Source organism: Rufibacter tibetensis (assembly GCF_001310085.1).
GTDB lineage: Bacteria > Bacteroidota > Bacteroidia > Cytophagales > Hymenobacteraceae > Nibribacter > Nibribacter tibetensis.
This window is the reverse complement of record NZ_CP012643.1, coordinates 4,448,409-4,471,727: the sequence shown is the minus strand read 5'-3', so window position 1 is coordinate 4,471,727 and position 23,319 is coordinate 4,448,409. Positions and strand designations below refer to the sequence as shown.

The 23,319-nt window shown below is 46.9% G+C and carries 20 protein-coding genes; 9 read left to right on the top strand and 11 right to left on the bottom strand.

Annotated features, from left to right (window positions below; genetic code table 11):
• Positions 1–4: 4 nt before the first annotated feature.
• Positions 5–2,455, top strand: a complete 2,451-nt coding sequence (gene tamL, locus DC20_RS18315) for a translocation and assembly module lipoprotein TamL (protein WP_071885651.1) — start codon at positions 5–7, stop codon at positions 2,453–2,455.
• A 175-nt stretch (positions 2,456–2,630) separates the two neighbouring features.
• Here the strand turns inward: tamL and DC20_RS18310 are convergent, their stop codons facing one another.
• Complete coding sequence (locus tag DC20_RS18310; protein ID WP_062545153.1) at positions 2,631–4,712, bottom strand: alpha-ketoacid dehydrogenase subunit alpha/beta; 2,082 nt, start codon at positions 4,710–4,712, stop codon at positions 2,631–2,633.
• A gap of 147 nt (positions 4,713–4,859) precedes the next feature.
• Between DC20_RS18310 and hemF the strand changes: the two genes are divergently transcribed.
• Together hemF and DC20_RS18300 are read left to right on the top strand one after the other, a co-directional pair.
• The gene (hemF, locus tag DC20_RS18305) at positions 4,860–5,756 is read left to right on the top strand and encodes an oxygen-dependent coproporphyrinogen oxidase (protein ID WP_062545152.1); all 897 of its coding nucleotides are present in this window, start codon (positions 4,860–4,862) and stop codon (positions 5,754–5,756) included.
• A gap of 3 nt (positions 5,757–5,759) precedes the next feature.
• Positions 5,760–6,332 (top strand): phosphatase PAP2 family protein, encoded by a 573-nt coding sequence (locus DC20_RS18300; protein ID WP_062545151.1) that lies wholly within the window; start codon positions 5,760–5,762, stop codon positions 6,330–6,332.
• A gap of 73 nt (positions 6,333–6,405) precedes the next feature.
• Here the strand turns inward: DC20_RS18300 and DC20_RS18295 are convergent, their stop codons facing one another.
• Together DC20_RS18295 and DC20_RS18290 are read right to left on the bottom strand one after the other, a co-directional pair.
• Positions 6,406–6,993 carry a riboflavin synthase gene (locus DC20_RS18295; RefSeq protein ID WP_062545150.1) on the bottom strand — a complete coding sequence of 196 codons (588 nt, stop codon included), beginning with the start codon at positions 6,991–6,993 and terminating at the stop codon, positions 6,406–6,408.
• A 146-nt stretch (positions 6,994–7,139) separates the two neighbouring features.
• Entirely contained in the window at positions 7,140–8,546 is a 1,407-nt protein-coding gene (locus DC20_RS18290) for a sugar transferase (protein WP_062545149.1), read from the bottom strand.
• A gap of 173 nt (positions 8,547–8,719) precedes the next feature.
• On the opposite strand from DC20_RS18290, the gene DC20_RS18285 reads away from it, so the two are divergent.
• From DC20_RS18285 to DC20_RS18275, 3 genes are all read left to right on the top strand, one after another.
• Positions 8,720–9,370, top strand: a complete 651-nt coding sequence (locus DC20_RS18285) for a protein-L-isoaspartate(D-aspartate) O-methyltransferase (RefSeq protein WP_179945307.1) — start codon at positions 8,720–8,722, stop codon at positions 9,368–9,370.
• Positions 9,371–9,501: 131 nt separating this feature from the next.
• Entirely contained in the window at positions 9,502–10,023 is a 522-nt protein-coding gene (locus DC20_RS18280; protein ID WP_062545148.1) for an acyl-CoA thioesterase, read from the top strand.
• Between the two features lie 23 nt (positions 10,024–10,046).
• Complete coding sequence (locus tag DC20_RS18275; RefSeq protein WP_062545147.1) at positions 10,047–10,664, top strand: hypothetical protein; 618 nt, start codon at positions 10,047–10,049, stop codon at positions 10,662–10,664.
• Positions 10,665–10,734: 70 nt separating this feature from the next.
• Here DC20_RS18275 and DC20_RS18270 read toward each other — a convergent pair whose 3' ends face one another.
• From DC20_RS18270 to alaS, 3 genes are all read right to left on the bottom strand, one after another.
• Positions 10,735–11,859, bottom strand: coding sequence for a TlpA disulfide reductase family protein (locus DC20_RS18270; RefSeq protein ID WP_062545146.1), 1,125 nt, complete (start codon positions 11,857–11,859; stop codon positions 10,735–10,737).
• A gap of 18 nt (positions 11,860–11,877) precedes the next feature.
• A complete protein-coding gene (gene gatB / locus DC20_RS18265; protein WP_062545145.1) occupies positions 11,878–13,335 on the bottom strand; it encodes an Asp-tRNA(Asn)/Glu-tRNA(Gln) amidotransferase subunit GatB in 1,458 nt (485 codons plus the stop codon).
• Positions 13,336–13,510: 175 nt separating this feature from the next.
• Positions 13,511–16,132: an alanine--tRNA ligase gene (gene alaS / locus DC20_RS18260; protein ID WP_062545144.1), complete on the bottom strand. Its 2,622-nt coding sequence runs from the start codon at positions 16,130–16,132 to the stop codon at positions 13,511–13,513.
• 226 nt (positions 16,133–16,358) lie between these two features.
• Between alaS and DC20_RS18255 the strand changes: the two genes are divergently transcribed.
• The 3 genes from DC20_RS18255 to DC20_RS18245 all read left to right on the top strand — a co-directional run bounded on the left by DC20_RS18255 (position 16,359) and on the right by DC20_RS18245 (position 18,819).
• Positions 16,359–16,739 carry a MerR family transcriptional regulator gene (locus DC20_RS18255; RefSeq protein ID WP_245652245.1) on the top strand — a complete coding sequence of 127 codons (381 nt, stop codon included), beginning with the start codon at positions 16,359–16,361 and terminating at the stop codon, positions 16,737–16,739.
• Positions 16,740–16,824: 85 nt separating this feature from the next.
• Entirely contained in the window at positions 16,825–17,937 is a 1,113-nt protein-coding gene (dprA, locus tag DC20_RS18250; RefSeq protein ID WP_062545143.1) for a DNA-processing protein DprA, read from the top strand.
• Positions 17,938–18,096: 159 nt separating this feature from the next.
• The gene (locus DC20_RS18245; protein ID WP_157593240.1) at positions 18,097–18,819 is read left to right on the top strand and encodes an aminotransferase class IV; all 723 of its coding nucleotides are present in this window, start codon (positions 18,097–18,099) and stop codon (positions 18,817–18,819) included.
• A gap of 61 nt (positions 18,820–18,880) precedes the next feature.
• On the opposite strand, the gene DC20_RS18240 is transcribed toward DC20_RS18245, so the two are convergent.
• From DC20_RS18240 to DC20_RS18220, 5 genes are all read right to left on the bottom strand, one after another.
• Positions 18,881–20,080, bottom strand: coding sequence for a dipeptidase (locus DC20_RS18240; RefSeq protein WP_062545141.1), 1,200 nt, complete (start codon positions 20,078–20,080; stop codon positions 18,881–18,883).
• 177 nt (positions 20,081–20,257) lie between these two features.
• A complete protein-coding gene (locus tag DC20_RS18235; protein ID WP_062545140.1) occupies positions 20,258–21,445 on the bottom strand; it encodes a threonine synthase in 1,188 nt (395 codons plus the stop codon).
• A gap of 79 nt (positions 21,446–21,524) precedes the next feature.
• Positions 21,525–22,421 (bottom strand): LysR family transcriptional regulator, encoded by an 897-nt coding sequence (locus DC20_RS18230; protein WP_062545139.1) that lies wholly within the window; start codon positions 22,419–22,421, stop codon positions 21,525–21,527.
• A 39-nt stretch (positions 22,422–22,460) separates the two neighbouring features.
• Positions 22,461–22,823 carry a cupin domain-containing protein gene (locus DC20_RS18225; protein ID WP_062545138.1) on the bottom strand — a complete coding sequence of 121 codons (363 nt, stop codon included), beginning with the start codon at positions 22,821–22,823 and terminating at the stop codon, positions 22,461–22,463.
• Positions 22,824–22,992: 169 nt separating this feature from the next.
• On the bottom strand, positions 22,993–23,319 hold the full coding sequence (locus DC20_RS18220) for a hypothetical protein (RefSeq protein ID WP_062545137.1): 327 nt from the start codon (positions 23,317–23,319) through the stop codon (positions 22,993–22,995).

The following is a 23,319-nucleotide window of genomic DNA, read 5'->3' as shown; positions in this document are numbered from 1 at the left end:
ACGTTTGAAGCTACGATGTTACGTATTCGGCACGGTATTCACAATGCTGGGCCTTTCTATGGGTTGCACTCCTACCCGTCATCTCGCTGAGAATGAACGTTTACTCTGGCGCATTAAATTAGAGGGAGTTGAGCAGGCCGATAAATCAGCCATTTCTTCACTTTATCAGCAAAAGCCCAATCGACGGGTGCTGGGTGCGCCTATATATCTGAACCTGTACTACTTAGGCAAATCCATCTACAACCCTGAACGCATTCAGGCCAACATTGAAGAGGAAACCGAAGACCACAACCGCAACATACAGAAAGCCGGATCAGACTCAGTGAAAGTAGACAAGCTCATTGAAAATAAAGAAAAACGGCTTAACAAACTTCAGAACAAAAAAGAGAACGGTAACTGGCTCATGCGTACGGTAGGCGAACCCCCTGCCATTTTTGATTCTTTGAAACTGGTGCAAACCGAGGACCAGATACGCATTTATTTATCTTCAAAAGGGTACTTCCGGAACAAGGTTTCCTCCAGCACTGAGGTAAAGAATAAGAAAGTATTTGTCACCCTGAAAGTGCAGGAAGACAAGCCCTACGTTGTTTCTCAGCACACCTATCAGGTGCCAGATACTACCATTTCCCGCCTGTTATTGGGAAATCAAGCTGCAAGCCTCATCAAGCTGAATCAGAATTTTGACGAGGCCTTGCTCTCCCAGGAACGTAACCGGATTGAGGGACTCCTGAAAAACAACGGCTTCTTCGATTTTCGGCAGCAGTTTATCACGTTTGAGGCGGATACCAGCTATGAAGCCTATACCGTGCGCCTCAGCACGCAGATAGCCAACCCCACAGACACTACGCTGCATAAGGTATATTCCATTAAGGATGTTTATTTCACCTCTGATGCGGGCCTTAACCGTTTTGGAAGAGCCAGAGACACGGTGGAGTTGAACAAGCTTCATTTTCTCGCCTACGAGCACCACATTAAACCCCGCATTCTCCTTCGGAAGGTAATTATCAGGCCGGGCCAGACATATTCTGCTCAACGAACGCTCAACAACCAGCGAATTATCAGCAACCTGGATGTGTTTAAATACACCACCATCAGCTACACCAAAGTAGACACAGTGACGGCTGAACCAAACAGAGGTTTGTTAAATGCGCAGATCAATACCGCTTTGCTGCCCAGGTTCCAGGAAACAACGGAAGTGGGCGGTACTTTCACTGAGCAGGTGCCAGGTCCTTACACCAGTATTCGTTTCCGGATCAGGAATATTTTTGGAGGTGCCGAAATCTTTGATGTAGGGGTTCGCGCCGGTGTGGAGGGACAACTACAACGGAACGTGGCCACCGTTGGCCGAAGAACTGAGATAGGTGCTGATATGGGCGTGACCTTCCCGCAGATTCTGGTGCCGTTCAGGACTAATGATCTTCTGATCAGGTTTAACCCCCGCACCAGGTTCAGCACCGGGTACACCTACGTAGACCGGAACGAGTACACCCGTACTAACCTTGATTTCTCTTTTGATTATATCTGGCAGCGGCTGAACATTCACCAGTTCAGCTTCTCCCCGCTAGACATCAACGTGATCAGTACACCCCGAATAGACCCCACATTCCAGCAGTACCTAGATACACTTCAGCAGTCTGGTAATCCTTTGAATGAAAGCTTTAAAGACGCTTTCGTTTCTTCCTTTAATTTTACCAGTCTTTATAACACCGCTAACTACAATCAATCCAATGACGCTAAGCTGGTCCGTATTTTTGTGGAGACCGGCGGAATACTCTGGAATTATGTAGCCGAGCAATTCAGGGACTTGAATACCTATCGTTTTGCGAAAGTGAACCTTGACTACCGCCGCTATCATGCTTTGGGGAACAACATGACTTTTGTCTACAGGGCCAACACTGGTGTTGCAAAACCTTTAGGAGATTCAAGAGCACTACCATATGACAAATACTTCTTTGCAGGCGGATCGTCTAGCGTACGGGCTTGGCTTCCTCGCCGGTTAGGCCCCGGATCCAGCTCCCTCATAGACCGGGAGACGGGTGAAGTTAATTACCTGTTTGAACAGACCGGTGAAATTCTTTTAGAGCTGAATTCTGAGTTCCGGTTCAGGATGTTCCGTTTTGGCAGTACCAATGTCAACGGAGCATTTTTCATGGATGCCGGTAACATCTGGCTGTTTGAGGAGCGCAACACCAACCCTAATCCTGAGAAGTACGCCACCCGGTCAGGTGCCCAATTTGAATTTAACCGCTTCTACAAGGAACTGGCAGTAGGTTCCGGGTTTGGGGTGCGGCTGGATTTTACCTTTGCCATTCTCCGTTTCGATATTGCCACCAAGGTGTACGACCCAGCACAGCACGAAGGAAATCGGTTAATCATCAACAGGTTCAGGAGCAACGCCATCTTCGGCACCAACACGCAAACTACCTTTAACTTGGGCATTGGGTATCCTTTCTAAAAGTACATCCAAAGCTTCAACTTAGAACTTGCCGACGAAGAAGTATACACCTTAAAAGTCAAATACTAACTGAAAGCAGAAGCTCCGGTTTAGGAGGTGTTTTTCTAAAAAAGCCTCCTAAACCGGAGCTTCCCACTTAAGCCTTTATAGATTTGTGATTCTATATATGTGAGGTTTAGTACTCCAGCAATTCCTGCAGAGCTGCCAACACTTTATCTGCATTAGGCAGCATCATTTTCTCCAGTTCTACATTCAAAGGTACTGCTGGTAGGTTTTCTGCTCCAAGTGTATAGACAGGGGCATCTAAGACCTGGAAGCAGCTTTTGCTAATGCGTCCTGCCAAAGACTCAGCAAACGAATTCATGAGGGGCTCTTCTGTTAACACCAACACTTTGCCATGACGTCTCACAGATGCTTCTACCGTTTTAAAATCAAGTGGATTGAGAGTTCGCAGATCTACAATCTCAACAGAGCCAGGAAGTTGTTTGCTGGCCATTTTGGCCCAGTAAACGCCCATCCCATAGGTAATCACGGAGAGGCTGTTTCCTTGTTGCACCTGGATATCTGAGGCAGTTTGCACCACATTTGCTTTCCCAAGTGGCAGGATGTAATCCGCACCTGGTTCAACAGTCTTCGCATCTTCAGTGCCCGGCACTTTTGACCAGTAGAGACCTTTGTGCTCCAACATCACCACAGGGTTGGGATCTAAAAAAGCGGCTTTCATCAGTCCCTTCATATCAGCGGCATTGCTGGGATACACTACTTTAATGCCTCTTATGTTCAAAAGGGTTGATTCAATACTGCCAGAGTGATAAGGTCCGCCGCCCCCATAAGCCCCAATAGGAACCCTGATCAACGATTGCACCGGGAACTTGCCCATGCTTAGGTAACAGCTTTTGGAAAGCTCCTCCACTAACTGGTTAATACCCGGCCAGATGTAATCAGCGAATTGTATTTCAACAATCGGCTTCGCGCCCACCGCTGACATACCCGCCGTAGACCCGATGATGTAAGCTTCCTGAATGGGGGTGTTAAATACCCGGGCATCCCCGTATTTTTTGGCTAGTAAAGCGGCTTCTCTAAATACCCCACCTAATTCGCCACCCACGTCTTGCCCGTAAAAGAGTGCCTCCGGGTAAAGCTTCAAGATGTCGTCCACGGCATGCAAAGCGGCATCAACCATGGTACTTTTTTCGGCGTTCTCTGGGGTACGTGTTCCAGATTCTTCTACCACGGGGGTAGGTGCAAACTCATGCAGATGAAAGGTTTCCGGGTCAGGGTTTGGAGCAGCCAGGGCTTTTTCAAAGTGGGCCTGTACTTCCTGCTTTATCTCCTGGGCAATTGAAATCAGCTCATCGGCGGTGACACCCTGCTCCAGTAAATAGGTGCCTAATCTTGGCAGAGGGTCTAACAAGCTGTGCTCATTAAGGTTATTACCGCGGTACCATTCACGGCGTACGCCCGAAGTATGGTGACCCAGCAAAGGGCACTTGGCGTGCACCAACACCGGTCTTCGCTCAGCTCGGGCAATCCGGAAGGCTTCGGCCATGCCGGTGTAAGAATCCACGAAATCAGCTCCGTCTACCTGCAGGCGCTCCATTCCTTTAAAACCGGCCGCATATTCATAGGCATCCATGGCCCGCATTTCAGATCCCTTGGCTGAGATGCCCCAGTCATTATCCTGTACTAAGTAAATGATGGGCAATTTCTTCAAGACGGCCATCTGGAACGCCTCGGCTACTTCGCCCTCGGTCACAGAGCCATCGCCTAAAGAGCAAACCACTACCCGCCCATCAGCAGAGTTTAATAATCTTTGTGACTCCAGGTACGCCAACGCATGCGCCATACCGGTGGCGGGAATAGCCTGCATGCCGGTGGCAGAGCTTTGGTGCGGAATTACAGGAAAACCTTCTCTCCGGAGAGACGGGTGACAGTAGTAGGTTCTGCCTCCACTGAAGGGGTCATCCCGCTTGGCCATGAGCTGCAACATAAGCTCATAAGGAGTTATCCCGATACCCAAGAGCAGAGACTCGTCCCGATAATACACCGATAAAAAATCTTTTTCTTTTAAATGGAAAGCAGTAGCTAATTGGATGGCTTCATGGCCACGGGATGTACTGTGAACGTATTTACTGCAGATGGCTTTGTTTTCTTCATAAGTATCTGCCATCACCTTGGCAGTGAGCATCAGGCGATAGGCTTTCATGAGAAGCTCAACCTCTACTTGCGGAGGCGCCTCAACAGGGGTCTGATTCATAAGCTAACGATTGTTCGTTTTCTAAATTACGGCTAATCCTCTTAAAAGCAAAATCAGGGAATGGTGGCTCTCTCCCATTTACTGCCTATTTTTGCCAGAACATCCCCCAAACAGAAGAAGATCTCCTAAACAGAAGAAGAAAGATTAATGAGAGATACGATACAAAAATGGTTTAAGTCATTCCAGGAACGCCTCTGCTCAGATTTAGAAGCCTGTGATGGCCAGACCAAATTTCAGGAAGATACCTGGGAGCGGCCGGGCGGTGGCGGTGGAGCAGCCCGCGTGATCCAGAACGGAGCCGTTTTTGAAAAAGGAGGCGTTAATTTCTCAGCAGTGGAAGGAGTTTTGCCAGAGAAAGCGGCCGCTGCCCTCTTGTTACCTGACCCGCATTTCTTCGCGACCGGGGTATCTGTTGTGATGCACCCACAGAACCCGCACGTTCCCATCACCCACATGAACGTGCGCTACTTTGAGGCCGGAAATGGAGACGCCTGGTTTGGCGGCGGCATTGATTTAACTCCCATTTACGTAAACAAAGCCCAGGTTCAGTTCTTCCACCAAAGGTTGAAAAACACCTGTGACCGCTTCCAACCAACTTATTACACTGAGTTCAAGAAGTGGGCCGATGACTATTTTTATATCCCGCATAGAGAGGAGACACGGGGCGTGGGCGGGATCTTCTTTGACCGGCTAACGCCTACAGCTGAAATCCCTTTGCAGGAGAGATTTTCCTTTGTGCAGGCAGTGGCAGATACCTTTTCGCCTACCTATACCTCCATCGTGAACCAGAACAAAAACCTTAGTTTCAGTGAACAGGAGAAAGAATGGCAGTTGATCAGGAGAGGACGGTATGTTGAATTCAACCTGGTAAATGACCGGGGCACAAAATTTGGTTTGGAAACGAATGGCAGAACCGAGTCCATCTTGATGAGCCTTCCTCCGTTAGCCAGTTGGCACTACAACCACCTTCCAGAGACAGGCACCCCAGAGGCAGAAGCATTGGCATGTTTTCAAAAAGATATTGACTGGGTTAGCACCACCTAACGCATGGATGAACTAAAAGCCTTAGACCAAGCCTTGTTCCTGGAGTTGCACGGGTACCGCTCTCCCTTTTGGGATGACGTGATGGTGCTCATCTCCAATAAGTTTGTGTGGTTCCCCTTTTATGGCGTACTGGTAGGGCTCTTTATCTATTTCTATAAAAGAAAGGGGTGGCTCATGGTTCTGTGCCTAGGAGGCAGCGTTGGCTTAGCCGATTTTATATCCTCCGGAATCTTCAAACCTTATTTTGCCCGTCTTAGGCCCTGCCATGACGAACTAATCAATGCTGCAGTAAATGCCATTGACGGATGTGGTGGTCAGTATGGGTTTGTGTCTTCACACGCAGCCAACGCTTTTGCTGTGGCTATTTTCGTGAGTATGCTGTTGCCTAAAAAACAAAGATTCCTCAAAGTCCTGCTGGTCATCTGGGCCATTGCCATCTCTTACAGCCGTGTTTACTTAGGCGTGCATTACCCCGGAGATATTACTGGTGGAGCATTGATAGGCGTAGCAACCGCCTGGCTCAGCATGTTCTTTTTCCAGAAAATATCTTCCCGCTATTCTTTCTGGAGCGCATAGCAATCTAATCAAAAGGATTCTACACCATTTTGCTACTTCCTCAGCTTTCGGAAAACATTCTTGAAACAGCGGGTTACTTCTGTAAGAGACGGGCCACGTACTTGCCAATAATATCAAATTCTAGGTTCACCTGATCGCCGGGTTTTACCGCATGCAAATTGGTAAACTCATAGGTGTAAGGGATAATAGCCACTGAGAAATAATCTGCCCCAGATTCTACCACCGTAAGGCTGATGCCATTGATACAGATGGAGCCTTTTTCTACGGTCACGTTTCCTGCCGCCTGAGGTTGATAGGAGAACCGATATGACCAGCTTCCATGCTGGTCTACTACTTCCTCGCAAATACCAATCTGGTCCACGTGCCCTTGCACAATATGTCCGTCATAGCGGCTGTTGGCCAATAGACACCGCTCCAGGTTCACTTTGTCTCCTTCCTTCAGTTTGCCCAGATTGGTTCTGGAAAGGGTTTCCGAAATGGCGGTTACCGTGTATCTCTCCTTTTCAATGTCTATCACGGTTAAACATACCCCATTGTGGGCCACACTCTGGTCTATCTTGAGTTCCTGTGTAAAGGGGCAGGTTAAGGTGAAATGCCGATTAGATTGCTCGTCTTTGATGGCTACTACTTCTGCCTGTGCTTCTATGATGCCTGTAAACATTTTAATGGGTGAATGAGAGGTTGATGGAATGAGTGAATAAGGGTAAAAAGATGGTTAGATAAATAAAATGAGGTAAAAAAGTAAGCACTTTTATGTAAGCATACTTAAATGCACTCATTCCTTCAACCTCTCATTCACTCTTTAAGTTACTTTCCTCTTCCTTGAATGATAATCTTGATGGTATACAACATGACTCTGAAGTCCATAACCAGCGACATGTTTTCTATATAAAGAATGTCATACTTTAGACGCCTTACCATTTCTTGAACGTTCTGGGCGTATCCAAATTTCACCTGACCTAAGGAAGTGATACCCGGCCTTACCCGTTGCAGGTGTTTGTAATGTGGTGCCTGCTGCGTAATCAAGTCAATGAAATATTGCCGCTCTGGCCGTGGGCCTACCAAACTCATTTCCCCAATTAACACATTATAGAATTGGGGAAGTTCGTCTAAACGTACTTTCCTTAGAAAGCGTCCCAGTTTAGTTACGCGGGGGTCATCATCTGAAGAAAGCGCAGGTCCGGTCTTTTCTGCATCTATAAACATGGTCCGGAACTTATAGATGTTGAAGGGCCTACCCTGCCAGCCTATCCGTTGTTGCTTGAAAAAGACTGGGCCAGCCGAAGATACTTTGACCAAAACGGCTAATAAAAGATACACCGGAGAGAAAAAGACCAACACCACCACAGCGGCAACAATGTCTATGAGACGCTTCAAAATTTGTTGCCATACCGGCATTAGATCCCGCTTCATTTCTATCAAAGGTGTTCCAAACAAATGGGACACCTTCACAGAACCCAGAAGAATCTGGTACACATCTGGCAGGATACTAATTCTTACCTCCTCACCTTCCAAAGAACTTAGAATCTGTTCAATCAACTTGTGCTCTGAAGGCTCAATAGCAATGATGACTTCCTGTACCGCATGCTCCTTGATAACAGAAGGCAGCAGCGGAAAAGACCCTAAAGAAGGGATATGATCCTGAAAGGAATGAGGTTGTGACGTCTGGCTTTGCACAAAGCCCAATACCCGCAAACCCAAGTGCCGGTTATTGTTTATCAGCTCGTCATACACTTCACGGGCATTGCTGCTGGAGCCTACCACTATTGTGTTAAAATAAACCTCCCCATAGTAGACCAGCTTCTTCAGATGGCCTAGGGAGATCATCTTGAAAATGACTGCAAACAGAAAGTGTAGGAGAAAATAAGTGCCAATTGGCGCTGAATAAGACTGGAATCTATCCAGGTCAGGCTCCTCAAACAGAAAAGCCAGGTGAATGGCCACTGCCCCGCCTAAAGACATTGCGGCCAACAGGGCTACCTCTTTTAATCTTGATTGCCGGTAAATATTCCGGTACCGACCTAGAAGCCCATACAAGATGACCCAAAAAGACGCCACCATGAATGACTTGCTCAGAAAAGCAGGAGTCAAGGTATGGGTGAGGTCAACAAAGGAGTAGTTATTATACAGGTAAAAGACACACCACGCCAAAAAGGCTGCCAAAAAATCCCCAAAAATAACTTTATAGATATGTTGGTTCTGGTTTAACTGCATGTGTTTTCTGAAAAACAGGACGAAAGCCCCATTCTACCACAAAGCTACACCCAATTTCTAAAACCAAGGTCAAAATTTAATTTGGACCGTATGTGGGGGTATTTGCTAAATTCGCACGGCAATTACTTCAGATTAGCCCCTCCCACGTATAAAGTTTGATACCTGATATACTTATGCTCTTAGACACTTACAGACATAAAGGCATGCGCAAAGGCTTAGTGCGCCTGGTTCATGAAAAAGGAATCAGAGACATAAAGGTATTGAAAGCGCTTGAAACAGTGCCCCGTCACTTCTTTTTCGATAAAGCATTTTTAGAGCAGGCGTACCAGGACAAAGCCTTTCCTATTGGTGAAGGTCAAACCATTTCCCAACCGTACACAGTAGCTTACCAAACAGAATTATTGGAAGTAGAACTCCAGGACAAAGTCCTGGAAATAGGAACCGGCTCCGGATACCAATGCAGCATCTTACTCCAGCTGACGCCTAATGTGTACACCATTGAGTATAACGAGGTCCTATTCCATAAAGCCCAAAAGCAGTTCCAACTTATGGGTTTAACCCCTTTCACTTTTCTTGGGGATGGCTCTGAAGGTTTGCCGCAACACGCCCCATTTACTAAAATTCTGGTTACCGCCGGAGCCCCTATCATACCTAAAACCCTTTTAAGGCAACTAACCTTAGGGGGAAAATTAGTGATCCCTGTGGGAGATACCGGGCTACAGAAAATGCTGCGGATAACCCGGGTAGGCGAAGATGAATTCACTAAAGAGGAGTTTGACAACTTCAAGTTTGTGCCTCTTTTAGGAAAACAAGGCTGGAAATAGCATTTACCGAATTTTTCAAAAGGTCAAGTTTTATACACTGTCTCCCAGGGAAATGCTTCCTTCTGCCTAAAAAACAAAGTACCATTCACCTTTCAGCTGTATCTTTACAGCCTTACTTTCATTCCTCTTTTATGCGTAAGCAAAAATCTGTTAAAGAATCCTATGTACGGATGACAGAACTCGTTCTGCCCAATGACACCAATACCCTACATAATCTGATGGGGGGCAGAATGATGCACTGGATGGATATAGTTTCAGCAATTGCCGCTCAAAAACACTCTAACCGCATTGTAGTTACCGCTTCTGTAGACAATGTTTCCTTTAAAGAAAGCATTAGGTTAGGAAACGTCATCACCTTAGAAGCACAAGTGACCCGTTCGTTCAGTACCTCCATGGAAGTGCATATCACTGTCTGGGCCGAGGACATTCCTTCGGGCACCAAAGTGAAATCAAATGAGGCTTATTTCACCTTTGTGGCACTAGACGAAAACGGAAAAGCAGTTGCAGTACCAGAGGCTATCCCTGAGAACGAGGAAGAAAAAGAGAAATTTGCCGGTGCTCTGCGTCGTCGTCAGCTGCGCCTTATTTTAGGTGGCAGAATGAAACCTGCAGACGCAAACGAGTTGAAAGCTATCTTTGAATTAGAAGATTAAGTAGTACCTTTTATTCAAAAGACATGTCTTCCTCCCACCCAGATTTTGCTTTCCTGCAGCACTTGTATGGGCAAGATACCTTGTATGTGATTCCTGAACCGGAGAATGTAGAACCCATTCCTGTTCCAGTTGTTTCCAGGGCTACCCCTTCCTTGCCGCCCGTCCCGGTTAAGGCTGAGATTGCTCCGCCTTTGGCAGAACCAATAGTGCCGCAGGAAAAACCAGTACCTTCTCCAGCCGTGGTTCAGGAGATTCGGTGGTTAGGCGAAGCGTTAAAAGGCACGTATTTATTGTTTGAGGTACAGGAAGAGGTTTTCAAAACTCTACCTCAACACGCGTTCCTGCAGAAAGTATTGGCCGCAGTTGGTTTGAGCACTAACCAGGTAAAGTTTGGCAATCTGTCTTCTGACCTGGTGCATGATGTGAAAACCATTGCCGCTAAAAACGCTGCCAAGCACATTCTCTTATTTGGCCAGGGCCTGCCGGTGGCAAACCTTTCTAGAATGGAATTTTACCGGATGTACAAGTTTGAAGAATCACGCTTTGTGCTGGTAGATTCTTTAGAAGACATAGAGAAAAGTGTAGAGTTAAAAAAGAAACTCTGGGACGTACTGCAAAAGATATTTTTGCAACAGAATTAAGAAGGGACTTAATAAACAGAAAGGGCTGCCATTCTATAATGGCAGCCCTTTCTGTTTATTAAGTCCCTTCTTAATTCAGCAAGGAAGCGAGTTTCTCTTCCAAGGCTGCCCCTCTCAGGTTCTTCGCAATGATTTTACCTTCTTTGTCCAACAAAACAGTTTGTGGGATTGCGGTAATGCCGTAAAGTGAGGCAGCACTGCTTTCCCAACCTTTCAGGTCAGACACATGCGGCCAGGTCAGCTTATCGTTTTCGATCGCTTTCAACCATTTGCCTCTATCCTGGTCTAAACTCACCCCGAAAATCTCAAATCCTTTGTCTTTGTACTTGTTGTACATGCGTACCACATTTGGGTTCTCCTGGCGGCACGGACCGCACCAGCTAGCCCAGAAGTCAATCAAAACATACTTACCACGTAAAGAAGTAAGGGCAATCTCAGGACCGGCGGGAGAAGGTAATTTAATGTCTGGAGCAGCACTACCTAAAGCAGTCGTGCGCATCTTAGACAAACGGGCGTCCAGGGACTTGGTGTATTTTGAATTTGGAAGCGCCTGTTTGAAAGCAATAGACATGCTGTCTACAAAAGTAAAATGCTCGTCCAGGTTCAGGATGTTGGCGGCAGTGTATACCGAAACCACTGACGAAGGATTAGCTTTCACAAAAGCTTTCAACTTATCCTGATTCTCTTTCTGCACTGCCATAAACTGCTCCTGGATTCTTTTCACCTCAGCCTGGTTGCCTGAAGAAGAAGCTTCCTGAAACTGTTGGTTCAACGCGGTGGCGTTCTGCTGCATGTCCTGCATGATGGTGTTCAGCTGCTGAATCAATTCAGAATCCTTAGATCCTTTTACAGTATAGCTTTGGGCCACTTTTCCTGAATCTGCAGTGATTTCAATGGGCTTATTATCTACCACCAGCATTACACCTTCTTGGTTTTCAAACCCAAGCTTGTAGATAGAAGGTTCAGCAACTGATCCTTCCATGACAAAGGTACCGTCTTTGTTTATCTGGGCGGTGTCAAAGGGAACAAACGCTTGCTCCCCCAGCTCATCCAGGTAGACTTTACCAGTGGTCATGTTGTTGATTTTGCCCGAGATGCGGTAACTTTTGTCCGTATCTGTGGTGGCCACTCCCTTCTTTTGGCAGGCGCTGAACACTAAAAGTGAGGCAGCAGCCATTATCATTTGTTTCTTCATGTTTGTCTGGAAACGAGCCTATCTATCTAAGCTCTCCTTCAATAATTTATTCGCAATCTTAGGGTCAGCTTTTCCTTTGGTTTGTTTCATGAGATCTCCCATGAACATCCCCAGTAAGGAAGCCTTTCCGGCTTTGTACTCTGCCACTTTCTGCGGGTTAGCGGTCAGCACCTGATCAATCAATCCCTGCAGTGCTCCTTCATCAGATTCCTGTACCAAGTTTTGCTCTGTGGCTACTTGTTGCGCGGTTTTACTTGGATTCTCCAGCAAATACGGGAAGATCTGTTTGGAAGCAACGCTGTGGCTCACTTTGTTGCTGTCTACCAACTCTATTAATCCGGCAATTTGCTCTGGCTTTAATGGAAACGCTTCCATAGAGAGCGTCAGTTCATTTAAGTAAGATTTTACCGGTCCGCTCATCCAGTTGGCAGCAGCTTTGTAATTTTTGGTGTGCTGACACAAGGTGTCAAAATATAGCGCTATTTCTTTGTCATCGGTTAATACTCCTGCGTCATAGTCAGACAAGCCATACTCCCCCGTAAAACGGTTGTACAGCACCTGAGGAAGTGCCGGCATGCTTTCTTTCACATTGTTCAGCCACTCCTCTGAGATAATCACCGGCGGAAGGTCTGGCTCCGGGAAGTAGCGGTAGTCGTTCATGGTTTCTTTTGAACGCATGCCCGTCGTGGTGCCTGAGTTGGCGTCAAAGTTCCGGGTTTCAGAGTCAATGGTGCCACCGTTCTCCAGAATCTCTATTTGGCGGTCAATTTCGTGCTCAATGGCGCGTTGCACGTTCCGGAAGGAGTTCATGTTCTTCACCTCCACCTTGGTACCCCACTTGTCGGCGCATTTTTTCATCACTGAAATGTTGGCATCGCAGCGCAAAGACCCTTCTTCCATGTTCCCGTCGCAGATCTCCAGGTACTGCACCAGTTTCTTAATTTGGGTCAGGTACGCATACGCTTCCTCTGAATCTCTGATGTCAGGCTCAGATACAATCTCAATCAAAGGCGTTCCGGCACGGTTCAAGTCAACTAGAGTTTCAGTCTCACCCGCCAAGTGCATGGATTTACCAGCATCTTCTTCCATGTGGATGCGTGTGATGCCAATGCGTTTCTCGCCCCCTTCTTTGGTTTTGATGTCTAAATGGCCCTTGGTACAAATAGGGGTTTTATCCTGGGTGATCTGGTAACCCTTCGGAAGATCTGGGTAGAAATAGTTCTTACGAGCGTAGTAGTTGTTGCGGGTGATCTGGCAATCAGTGGCCAATCCCATTTTCATGGCCATCTCTACTACCTTCTTGTTTACGCGCGGCAAGGTGCCCGGGTGGCCAAGGGTGATTACACTCAGGTTCGTGTTCGGAAACATGCCATACTCTGTAGAATCAGTTGAGTAGGCCTTGCTTTCTGTCAACAATTGCGCGTGCACCTCTAGACCTATAATGGCCTGATACTGGGAACGGATATCTTCGTTCATGTTCTTTATTGTAGCACGTATTACCTTCTGTGTAATACGATTTCTGTTTTGGTCTTGATTTTAGAAAACAGCCGCTAAAAGACTGTACTAACTATAACAATGAGGTTCTGAAAACCTTAAGGTGATCTCTTCTTTGGGTCTGCTTTATTTCAAACAACCCCAAAGCAGAAGATGTTTAGGAAAGCAAAGCTTCGGCCTTAGCTAAAGCGGCCTCTAAGCCAGAAACCTCCTTACCACCAGCAGTGGCGTAGAAAGGTTGTCCGCCGCCGCCGCCTTTAATTTCTTTGGCCAGTTCTTTTACCATCTGCACGGCGTTCAGTCCTTTGCCTGAAACCACTTCATCTGACAACATAACGGCCAGTTGTGGTTTTCCGTCTACATCTGCCGCAAGCACCAACACCAGGTTGTTTACCACACTGCGCAAGTCGAAGGCAAGTTTTTTCAAGTAATCAGCAGAGCTCACATCTACCTTGGCTGCTAAGAAGTTAATCCCTTTTACATCACGTACTTCAGAAGCTAATCTCTCTTTTTGGGCGGTTACCTGTTTCAATTCAAAAGCTTCTAATTGCTTGCGCAAGGCGGCATTCTCGTCCTGCAACTTCTCAATGGCTTTGCCGAATTCTTTCTGCACACCTAGAAGTTGTTTCACTTCCTCAAACTGGGTAATCTGTTCATCCACGAATTGTTCCGCTACATCAGCGGTAACCGCTTCAATTCTTCTTACCCCGGCCGCAACCGAGCTTTCACTGATTATTTTGAAAAACCCGATGTTTCCGGTGTTACCCACGTGCATACCTCCGCAAAGCTCCACAGAGAAATTGCGGTCAAAGGTGATCATGCGCACAAACTCACCGTATTTCTCCCCGAACAAAGCAGTTGCCCCAAAAGCCTTGGCCTCGTCAATAGGCACGTTGCGGCGCTCGTCTTTCTCAATGGATTCCCGGATTCGCTCGTTCACAATCTGTTCCACTTCGCGCAATTGCTCCTCGGTCACTTTGGTGAAGTGGGAGAAGTCAAAGCGCAGCAGTTTGTCACTAACCAAGGAGCCTTTCTGGTTCACGTGGTCACCCAGCACCTGTTTTAAAGCCGCATGCAACAAGTGGGTGGCTGAGTGGTTCTTTTGAATAAGCGCCCGGCGTTTAGAGTCCACCTTAGCTACTACAGGAGCATCTAAATCTTTTGGTAAATCTGCGGTGATGTGCAGAATCAAATCGTTTTCTTTCTTCGTGTCGAGCACCTTGACGTTACCTGAAGCAGATTCCAGTACGCCGGTATCGCCCACCTGTCCGCCGCTTTCAGCATAGAAAGGGGTGCGGTCTAACACCACATGGAATTCCTTTTTGTTTTTGGCGGTCACCTGGCGGTACCGTACCACACGGGCTTCTACCTGCTCCGCATCATACGCTACCCACTCGGTTTCTACCTCAGGCTGCAACACGGTCCAGTCGCTCTGCTCGGTTTGTGCAGCGTTGCGGGACCGGTTCTTCTGCTGCTCCATCTCTGTGGTAAAGCCAGCATCGTCGATGGTAAAACCGTTTTCTTTGGCAATCAAAGCTGTTAAGTCCAGCGGGAACCCGAAGGTGTCATATAGTTCAAAAGCAGTTTTGCCGTCAATGACATTGCCGTTTGCTTTGAATGTATCTTGTAAGGTATCTAACCGTTTCAACCCATTCTCTAGCGTGCGCAGGAAAGCGTTTTCCTCTTCCTCAATCACGCGCTGCACAAAGGCCTGTTGAGCCTTCAATTCAGGGAATACGTTCGCCAACTGATCAGCTAGAACCGGCACGATGGTGTTCAAGAAAGGCTTTTTGAAGTTCAGGTACGTAAAGGCGTACCGAACAGCGCGGCGCAGAATCCGGCGGATGACATAACCTGCCTTGTTGTTTGACGGCAACTGGCCATCAGCGATGGTAAAGGAAATGGCCCTGATGTGGTCCGCAATTACCCGAATGGCAATGTCAGTCTTCTCATCCTGTCCGTACGACACACCGGCTTCAGAGGCGATGAACTGAATCATCGGCTGGAAAACGTCCGTGTCATAGTTGGACTGTTTGCCCTGGATAGCCATGCACAAACGCTCGAAGCCCATACCCGTATCTACGTGTTGCGCAGGGAGTTTCACCAAAGAGCCATCGGCTAAACGGTTGAACTCCATGAATACGTTGTTCCAAATCTCCACCACCTGCGGATGGTCGTTGTTTACCAGGTCTTTGCCCGGGATCCTGGCAACTTCCTCCTCAGAACGTAAGTCCACGTGTATCTCAGAACAAGGACCGCACGGACCGGTATCACCCATTTCCCAGAAGTTGTCTTTTTTGTTACCCATCAAGATTCGGTCTTCCGCAATCATCGTCTTCCAAACATTGAAAGCTTCCTGATCCATAGGTAAGTTCTCTGTGGAGTCACCTTGAAATACCGAAACGTACAACCTGTCTTTTGGCAGTTTGTATACTTCCGTCAGCAGTTCCCAAGACCATTTTAAAGCATCTTGCTTGAAATAGTCGCCAAACGACCAGTTCCCCAGCATTTCAAACATGGTGTGGTGGTAGGTGTCATAACCTACTTCCTCCAGGTCATTGTGCTTTCCAGACACGCGCAAACACTTCTGCGTATCGGCTACGCGTGGTGATGGTGCGGGTTTGTTGCCCAGGAAATAATCCTTGAAAGGCGCCATGCCCGAGTTGGTGAACATGAGGGTTGGATCGTCTTTCACCACAATGGGCGCCGACGGCACAATCTGGTGGCCTTTAGAGGCAAAGAAATCGAGGAACTGTTGGCGTATCTCGGCGGAGGTCATTTATTTAAATAATAGCTTTCTAAACTGTGGTGCAAGGTATTGTAAATGCGAAAGAAAAAGCGAATTTTTGCCTTTTCACCGAGCCCAACACCGTACGCAAAAGTAAGGTTTTTTACCAAAATGCGGCGGAATGGCCGGTGTTTTCGCGCTGTTTTTCAGAAAACAAGCTAAAAAGAAGGTAGTTCTGAGTTCTGAGTCTTTAGTCCTGAGTCGGCTATAGATTAGAATGGCTCAGGGCGTAGATTTCAAGACTCAGAACGCAACTGACGTGCCTTACAAAGAAAGAGATATAGAAAAGCAGTATTACAGCATTGGCGAAGTAGCCGCCATGTTTGAAGTAGCCCCATCGCTTATCCGATTTTGGGAAACCGAATTTGACATCCTTAAACCAAAGAAAAACAAAAAAGGAAACCGCCTCTTTTCTCCAAAAGACATTGAAAACCTGCGCTTTGTGTACCATCTGGTAAAGGAGCGTGGCTATACCATTCAGGGTGCCCGTGAAATGCTGAAGACGCGCGGCGTGCAGGCCAAAGAGAAGTTTGAGATGATCCAATCACTTGAGAAGGTGAAAGAATTTTTAATCAACATCAAATCCCAACTTCCCTAAAGTAGTCTTGAGTTCTGAGTCTTGGGTTTTAAGCTGAAAATACCAGGTTCAGAACTCTAGACTCAGAACTCCTTACTACTCACCAGTGTCCAAAGATCTATTGTACCAGGTTGCTTTGCCCATTATTCCCCAGGTGGGAGGCGGTACGGCGCGTACGTTAGTAAAGTATTTTGGCTCAGCCGAAGCTGTCTTTGAGGCACCAAAGGAGAGATTAGTAAAAATCCCGCGCATTGGGGAAGTACTGGTAAAAAGCATTATGCAAAGCAAATCCTCTGCATTGCGCCAGGCGGAGGAAGTCATTCTGCGGGCCGAAAAAGAAGAGGTACGCCTCTTGCCTTACACCCACCCAGACTACCCTGAACGGCTAAGGCATGTTCCGGATGCTCCGCTCCTGCTTTACTACAAAGGCAACGCCGATCTGAACGCCCAGAAGGTCATCAGTATAGTGGGTACACGCAAGAGTACGGAATATGGGCGGTTGGTAACTGAGCAACTTGTACAGGGTTTGTTGCAGCATGATGTATTAGTGGTAAGCGGATTAGCCTTCGGAATTGATATTCTAGCGCATAGGGCTGCCATGAAAATAGGTCTTCCCACCATAGGCGTTATGGCCAACAGTGTAGAAACCGTGTACCCCGCCGCTCATAAGCGTGATGCGGACAAGATGCTGCTAAACGGAGGTTTACTTTCTGAGTTCCCCTTCGGGACCAAACCCGATGCTCCCCGTTTCCCTGCCCGGAACCGCATCATCGCCGGTATGGCCGACTGCACCATAGTGGTGGAGTCAACCAGCAAAGGTGGTTCCCTTATTTCCGCTGATATAGCCCATAGCTACGACCGCGAGGTGATGGCAGTACCCGGACCCATTACGTCAGAGACTTCGCAGGGCTGCAATCAATTGATCAAAAGCCTCAAAGCAGTTCCTTATACCAAACCCAAAGACCTGGAAGAACTCCTGAACTGGGACAAGGCGCTTGCTCCTGTTGCCTTGCAAAAAACTCAGGCTCTGGATTTTTCAGGATTTCCTGAGGAAGAACAAACAGTTCTTAAAACGCTACAACAGGCTGGCCCAACTCACATTGACGTGCTTAGTAGGCACACCAGGTTCAATATGAGCCAGCTCTCAGCCTTGCTGTTCACCTTAGAAATGAGCGGAATTGTAAAAGCGATGCCCGGCAAATTATATAGTCTGGTGTAAGCAGTATTGCTCTAGTCTCCATTCATTTCTGCTTACCTGTTCAAACTAACCAGAACTCCTGTGTACCTCCTTTATAACGACCAACTCATAGAAGAACAACAACTTAGGCTTCCTATCACGAACCGTGCCTTTCAATACAACGACGGCTTTTTTGAGACAATGATTCTGGAGAATGGGAAGCTGCGATTTCGGAGCTACCATCAGGAAAGAATGCACGAAGCAGCTTCGGTTCTTCGCCTTTCTTTACCAACAGAGCTACTTAGTGATGAATTTGAGCAACAGGTTCTAGGATTAGCAGAACAGAACAACTGTGGTTACACTGCGCGGATAAAGCTAAAAGTATGGCGGTCAGGAGAAGGTTTGTACACACCACAAACCAATAAAGCAGATTGGCTCCTGACAGCACAGCCGACTCATCTCTCCTCCTCTCCAGAAAACATCAAAGTTGGAATCTGCCAAACGGCACGCACCATCGTCTCACCTTTCTCTACTTTCAAAGGAGTCAACTCACCGGTTTATGTAATGGCTAGTATTGAGAAAGCTGAAAGAAACCTTGATGATATAATCATTCTTGATCCGGATGGAAACTTAGCCGAGCTTACCTATTCAAATTTGTTCTGGGTGAAAGGGAACACTTTACACACTTCAAACCTTGAAACCGGATGCCTGAATGGAGTAATGCGAAGAGCCCTTTTATCCTGGGCAACTCAGCAAGGGTGGAAAATTCAGGAAGGTAAATTCAAGCTTGAGGAACTGGATGGTGCCGAATTGGTTTTCGGAGGCAATGTTACTGGTTTAAGGGCAATAAAGATACTGGAGGAGCAAACGTTTACTACAAATGAGTCACTCCTTTCCCAAATCAAAGAGGGAATCTTGGTATAAGTTGCTCACCGCTTCTGCTTTAAGCATTGTTTCAGAAAAACAGCTTCAAAAGAAGTAAGCTTTAGTTGCGTGCTACAGATGAAGAAGAATTGGCTTCCCATACCCGAATGAAGTTGCCGCCTAAAATCTTCTCAATTTCTTTTTTCTTGTACCCTCGCTCCATCAACGCTTTCGTGATCAGAGGATAAGTACTGACATCTTCTAGTCCTTGTGGGGCAGAACTGATGCCATCATAATCTGAGCCTAGTCCTACATGGTCTACCCCGGCAAGCTTTACTACATGGTCTATGTGATCAATCAGCACAGAAATAGGTGGGTTAAGCGTACTTGCTTCCTGAGGGAATTGACGGTATAAAGCAGCGCGTAGGGCTGGTCCTTTTATTCCTTTTTCCTCTAGGGCCTTGATGTCATTTTGGTGCCTGCTCATGAATGCTTGCACGCGTTGGTTGTAGCTGCTGTCCAGAAATTCTGAAAAGAAATTGAGGTGAATGACCCCTCCGTTCTTGCCAACGGCTTTGATTTGCTCATCATCAAGGTTTCTGGAGTGTTTACATAAAGCAGCCGCGCAACTGTGAGACACCAGAACCGGCTTGGTGGTGGTGGCCATGACATCCCAAAAGGTTTGCTCCCCCACATGTGAAAGGTCTACCAGCATACCTAAGTTGTTCATGCGACGCACCACCTGCTTCCCAAACTCATTCAAACCTTTCTTACCATTGTAGCCTTCGCCACGAGTTTCATCAGCAGCCGAAGAAGCCCAAGCGGTGCTGTTGTTCCAGGTAAGGGTTAAGTAACGAACACCTCGGTTGTAGAGGTGATCCAGGTTGTCTAGTTTATCTTCTATCATGTGACCACCCTCTACCCCGGTCATAGAAGCTATTCTGCCTACTTTCACCGCCTCGTGCATTTGGGCTGGAGAATAGACCATTTGCAACTTGTCAGGATTCCGTCGCACCACTGCTTCCAAAGTATCTATCTGTTGGTTCGCAAAAGCGAATGCCCGGCCAGGTCCATAGGTTTCATCACAGAAAACAGCGAATACCTGTACATCAAGTCCGCCTTTTTTCATCCGTACCAGATCAGTATGCGCTTTTCCAGTCAGATCCTGCTCCACCGATAGTCCTTCCATAATTACCTGGGAAATGACATCATTATGTGTGTCTACCAACACTACTTTCTGATGCAAAGCTTGGTATGGGGTGTTGCAGGAAAATAGAAAACCTAAAGAGAGGACTGTAATGGAGAGAGAAGAAGCTTTCATGAAAAGACTTTGAGATGATGATGGTTGGTTCTCCTAGTTTAAACAAAAACCCTTAAAATGCCTAAAGCCCTCCCTAATCAGACATAATCAGGATGGGCTTTAAGTGCAATAAAATCAAGATGATGGTTCTATGCCCTTTTTTAAAAAAATGGCCTAAAACAGATGGATCTACTATAACTATGAAAAATTCTCCAGGTATTTTTGTCCTGAACCTGTATTAAGTAATAGGACATGTTCCTGAGGCTGAATCCAGCCTTGCTTTAGAAGCTGACGGGCAGCCATCCAGACAGCGGCTCCTTCAGGGGCCACAAACAAGCCTTCTTTCCGGCCCAACTCACTTATGCCTTCCAGCATTTCTTCTTCTGTAATGGATATGGCAGTGCCACCAGAGTTATTCAACACCTGCAGCATCAGGGGTTCGCCTAATGGACGCGGAACGGCGAGTCCGTTGGCGATGGTAGGACGTCCATTGTAATTCTGTGAGTTTTCCTGAAGGCCCAAGTACGTGTCTACCAAAGGCCGGCAATTTTGGGCTTGTACAGCCACCATACGGGGCAACTTCACGTCTTTGTCCAGCCAACCTAAAGAAATCATCTCCTGAAATGCTTTCCAGATTCCAATGAGTCCGGTGCCTCCGCCGGCCGGGTACAGGATCACGTCAGGTAGGGTCCAGTTCAACTGTTCGGCAATCTCGTAGCCCATCGTTTTCTTGCCTTCTATCCGGTAAGGTTCTTTTAGGGTAGAAACATCTAATAGTTCCCCGTGCTGGTTCAGGCGTCTAACTTCGGCAGCGCAGTCATTGATGAGCCCGTCCAGTAAATGTACCTCTGCTCCATACCAGTAGCATTCGTCTCTGAAAGCCTTTGGTGTATGACGAGGCATTACTACTACGGCAGGTAAGTTAGCTTTGGCACAGTAAGCCGCCATGGCCACCCCCGCATTACCGGCGGTGGGAACGATGCAGCCTTCTGAACCTAGTTCCAACGCTTTGGAGATGGCCATGCTCAGACCACGAGCCTTGAAAGACCCCGTAGGGTTTTTTCCTTCATCTTTGAGCACCAGATTATCAAACCCATAGGCATTGGCCAGGTTCTTGAGCTTTAGTATGGGAGTAAATCCTTCGCCTAACGAGACTTTGTACGCTTCATCCAGAACTGGTAAAAGTTCTTGATAGCGCCACATAGTACCTTCTCGGCCACTTAGAGCCTTTTTTGAGAAGGTTTCTGTTGTGTCATATTGTGCCAGTAGAGGCATTCCACAGCAAGCAGAAACACGCTGCAGAACTTCATGAGGGTATTCCCGATCGCATTTTGAGCAAACGAGGCGGGAGATTCTACTGAGGCTGGTAGCTATTTGAGCAGGCATAGGCTTATGTTAGTTAGCAATGCAAGTAGTATAACTACCATGACCAAGACAAATAGCAATTAGTTATAGTCTATTCCATTTAGGAATACTGACGTCTCATAAACTGGATAAAGTTTTTATAAGGGGCATTGTTCTCAGTGCCTTTTCGTTGGATGAAGTTGAAGGTCCTGGAGACTTCCAGATCATGTATCTTGACTTCCATCAGTTCACCTGAGGCTAACTCTTTTACCACCGCCTGCCTTGGTAGAAAAGCCAGACAGGTATCTACCCGCACAAAATTTTTCAGGGCCTCAGTGCCTCCTAACCTTACGCGCACCTGTAATTGCGAGAGCTTCACTCCTCTCTGCCCCAGCGCCTCTTCCAACACCGCCAACGTACCTGACCCCGCTTCCCTGATCGCCAACGGAATCTGATAGAGATCCTTCAACTCCAGGTCATGCTTGATCAGCGGATTACGCGGAGAGCAAACTGCAATCACTTCATCAGTCAGGAAAGGCGTGTACGTCACCTGGCTTACTTTATTAATTCCCTCAATGATGCCCAGGTCAATGTCGTGGTCCAGCAAGGCTTTTAGGATATTTTCGCTGTTTCGGTTACGGAGGCTGAGTTTCACCTGTGGGAACTGCGTGAGGTACGCTGAAAGCACCGGCGGAAGGATGTAGAGCGATATGGTGGTGCTAGCACCTAAAATAAGGGAAATTTGCGGTTGAAAATTCTGGCTCAGCAAAGGAAGCTCCTGGTGCAAGTCATTCTGAATATGCTGCACTGCTTCTAATTTCTGAAAAAGCAACTGGCCAGCCGGCGTGAGGCTAATAGTGTTCCCATGTCGCTCAAACAGCCCTGTTTTATAGTAATCCTCCAGCGCCTTAATCTGCTTGCTGATTGCAGACTGACTTATATAAAGAATTTGGCTGGCCTTGGTGAAACTTAGCTGCCTGGCCACTTCTAAAAAGACTACATGTTTATGAGAAATCACAAATCAAGGCTGGTTTAAATATTGTTGCCCCAAAAGATATTACAAGCGCTCCAGGGTTTGACGGGTAAGCTCACTTTCCTGCTGGTTTCCGGTATTTACCGTAGAAGCTGGTTCGAACAAAATTATGCTTACCTCCTCTGGTGCTACCGGACGGTGCTCCACTCCGCGGGGCACTATCAAAAACTCACCCTCATGCAGTTCAACGTTCTTGTCTCTGAACTCCATGATGAACTGTCCCTTTACCACCAGAAATAATTCATCTTCATGATCATGATGATGCCAGACAAATTCACCTTTCAATTTAGCCACCTTCACATGCTGCCCATTTAATTCTCCCACTATTCTGGGGTTCCAGTGATCTGAAAACAGAGATAGTTTCTCTTCCAGGTTTACTTTCTGCATACGTGTTTTATTTTTATGAATTGGACTTAATGGGACCACTTCTACTTTCAGGAAGCAAGAAAGGATTTATGGGTCCAAAAACAAAAAAGCCTCTCTTGTAAGGAGGGGCTTTTCTGAATTATCATGAGTAATTTTAATTCATAGGCATTTTTTGAAATTTAGGTTGAAATTAAGCTGGGCTTCCAGAGATTGAATCCTCACCTCTAACTTTACGTTTGTTTTTCAACTTGTCTGCCATAAGGTATACATCACCGTACTCATCTGAGAATTTCTTCGCATCATGTAATACGGTGTCAAGGTGGGCGTGGCTCTTATCTTCTTCCTTAGAAATAATTCTGTCCCAGAAGATACAGAGGATGGAGAGTAGACAGCCAATTGCTAGGTAAGCTAATACCCGCAGGGCGGCTGTGTCGCTGTCATTGGAAGTGAACGCTATTACAAAGGTTCCAGCGAAGAATCCAACGGCAATGAGGGTAGATAACTGGTCTTTTTTCAT

Excerpts from the sequence above, each read along its gene's own strand:
- DC20_RS18310 (WP_062545153.1), bottom strand. The coding sequence starts at position 4,712 with ATGAATCAGACCCCTGTTGAGGCGCCTCCGCAAGTAGAGGTTGAGCTT.
- hemF (WP_062545152.1), top strand. The coding sequence starts at position 4,860 with ATGAGAGATACGATACAAAAATGGTTTAAGTCATTCCAGGAACGCCTC.
- DC20_RS18300 (WP_062545151.1), top strand. The coding sequence starts at position 5,760 with ATGGATGAACTAAAAGCCTTAGACCAAGCCTTGTTCCTGGAGTTGCAC.
- DC20_RS18295 (WP_062545150.1), bottom strand. The coding sequence starts at position 6,993 with ATGTTTACAGGCATCATAGAAGCACAGGCAGAAGTAGTAGCCATCAAA.
- DC20_RS18290 (WP_062545149.1), bottom strand. The coding sequence starts at position 8,546 with ATGCAGTTAAACCAGAACCAACATATCTATAAAGTTATTTTTGGGGAT.
- DC20_RS18285 (WP_179945307.1), top strand. The coding sequence starts at position 8,720 with ATGCTCTTAGACACTTACAGACATAAAGGCATGCGCAAAGGCTTAGTG.
- DC20_RS18280 (WP_062545148.1), top strand. The coding sequence starts at position 9,502 with ATGCGTAAGCAAAAATCTGTTAAAGAATCCTATGTACGGATGACAGAA.
- DC20_RS18275 (WP_062545147.1), top strand. The coding sequence starts at position 10,047 with ATGTCTTCCTCCCACCCAGATTTTGCTTTCCTGCAGCACTTGTATGGG.
- DC20_RS18270 (WP_062545146.1), bottom strand. The coding sequence starts at position 11,859 with ATGAAGAAACAAATGATAATGGCTGCTGCCTCACTTTTAGTGTTCAGC.
- gatB (WP_062545145.1), bottom strand. The coding sequence starts at position 13,335 with ATGAACGAAGATATCCGTTCCCAGTATCAGGCCATTATAGGTCTAGAG.
- alaS (WP_062545144.1), bottom strand. The coding sequence starts at position 16,132 with ATGACCTCCGCCGAGATACGCCAACAGTTCCTCGATTTCTTTGCCTCT.
- DC20_RS18255 (WP_245652245.1), top strand. The coding sequence starts at position 16,359 with ATGGCTCAGGGCGTAGATTTCAAGACTCAGAACGCAACTGACGTGCCT.
- DC20_RS18245 (WP_157593240.1), top strand. The coding sequence starts at position 18,097 with ATGATTCTGGAGAATGGGAAGCTGCGATTTCGGAGCTACCATCAGGAA.
- DC20_RS18240 (WP_062545141.1), bottom strand. The coding sequence starts at position 20,080 with ATGAAAGCTTCTTCTCTCTCCATTACAGTCCTCTCTTTAGGTTTTCTA.
- DC20_RS18235 (WP_062545140.1), bottom strand. The coding sequence starts at position 21,445 with ATGCCTGCTCAAATAGCTACCAGCCTCAGTAGAATCTCCCGCCTCGTT.
- DC20_RS18225 (WP_062545138.1), bottom strand. The coding sequence starts at position 22,823 with ATGCAGAAAGTAAACCTGGAAGAGAAACTATCTCTGTTTTCAGATCAC.
- DC20_RS18220 (WP_062545137.1), bottom strand. The coding sequence starts at position 23,319 with ATGAAAAAAGACCAGTTATCTACCCTCATTGCCGTTGGATTCTTCGCT.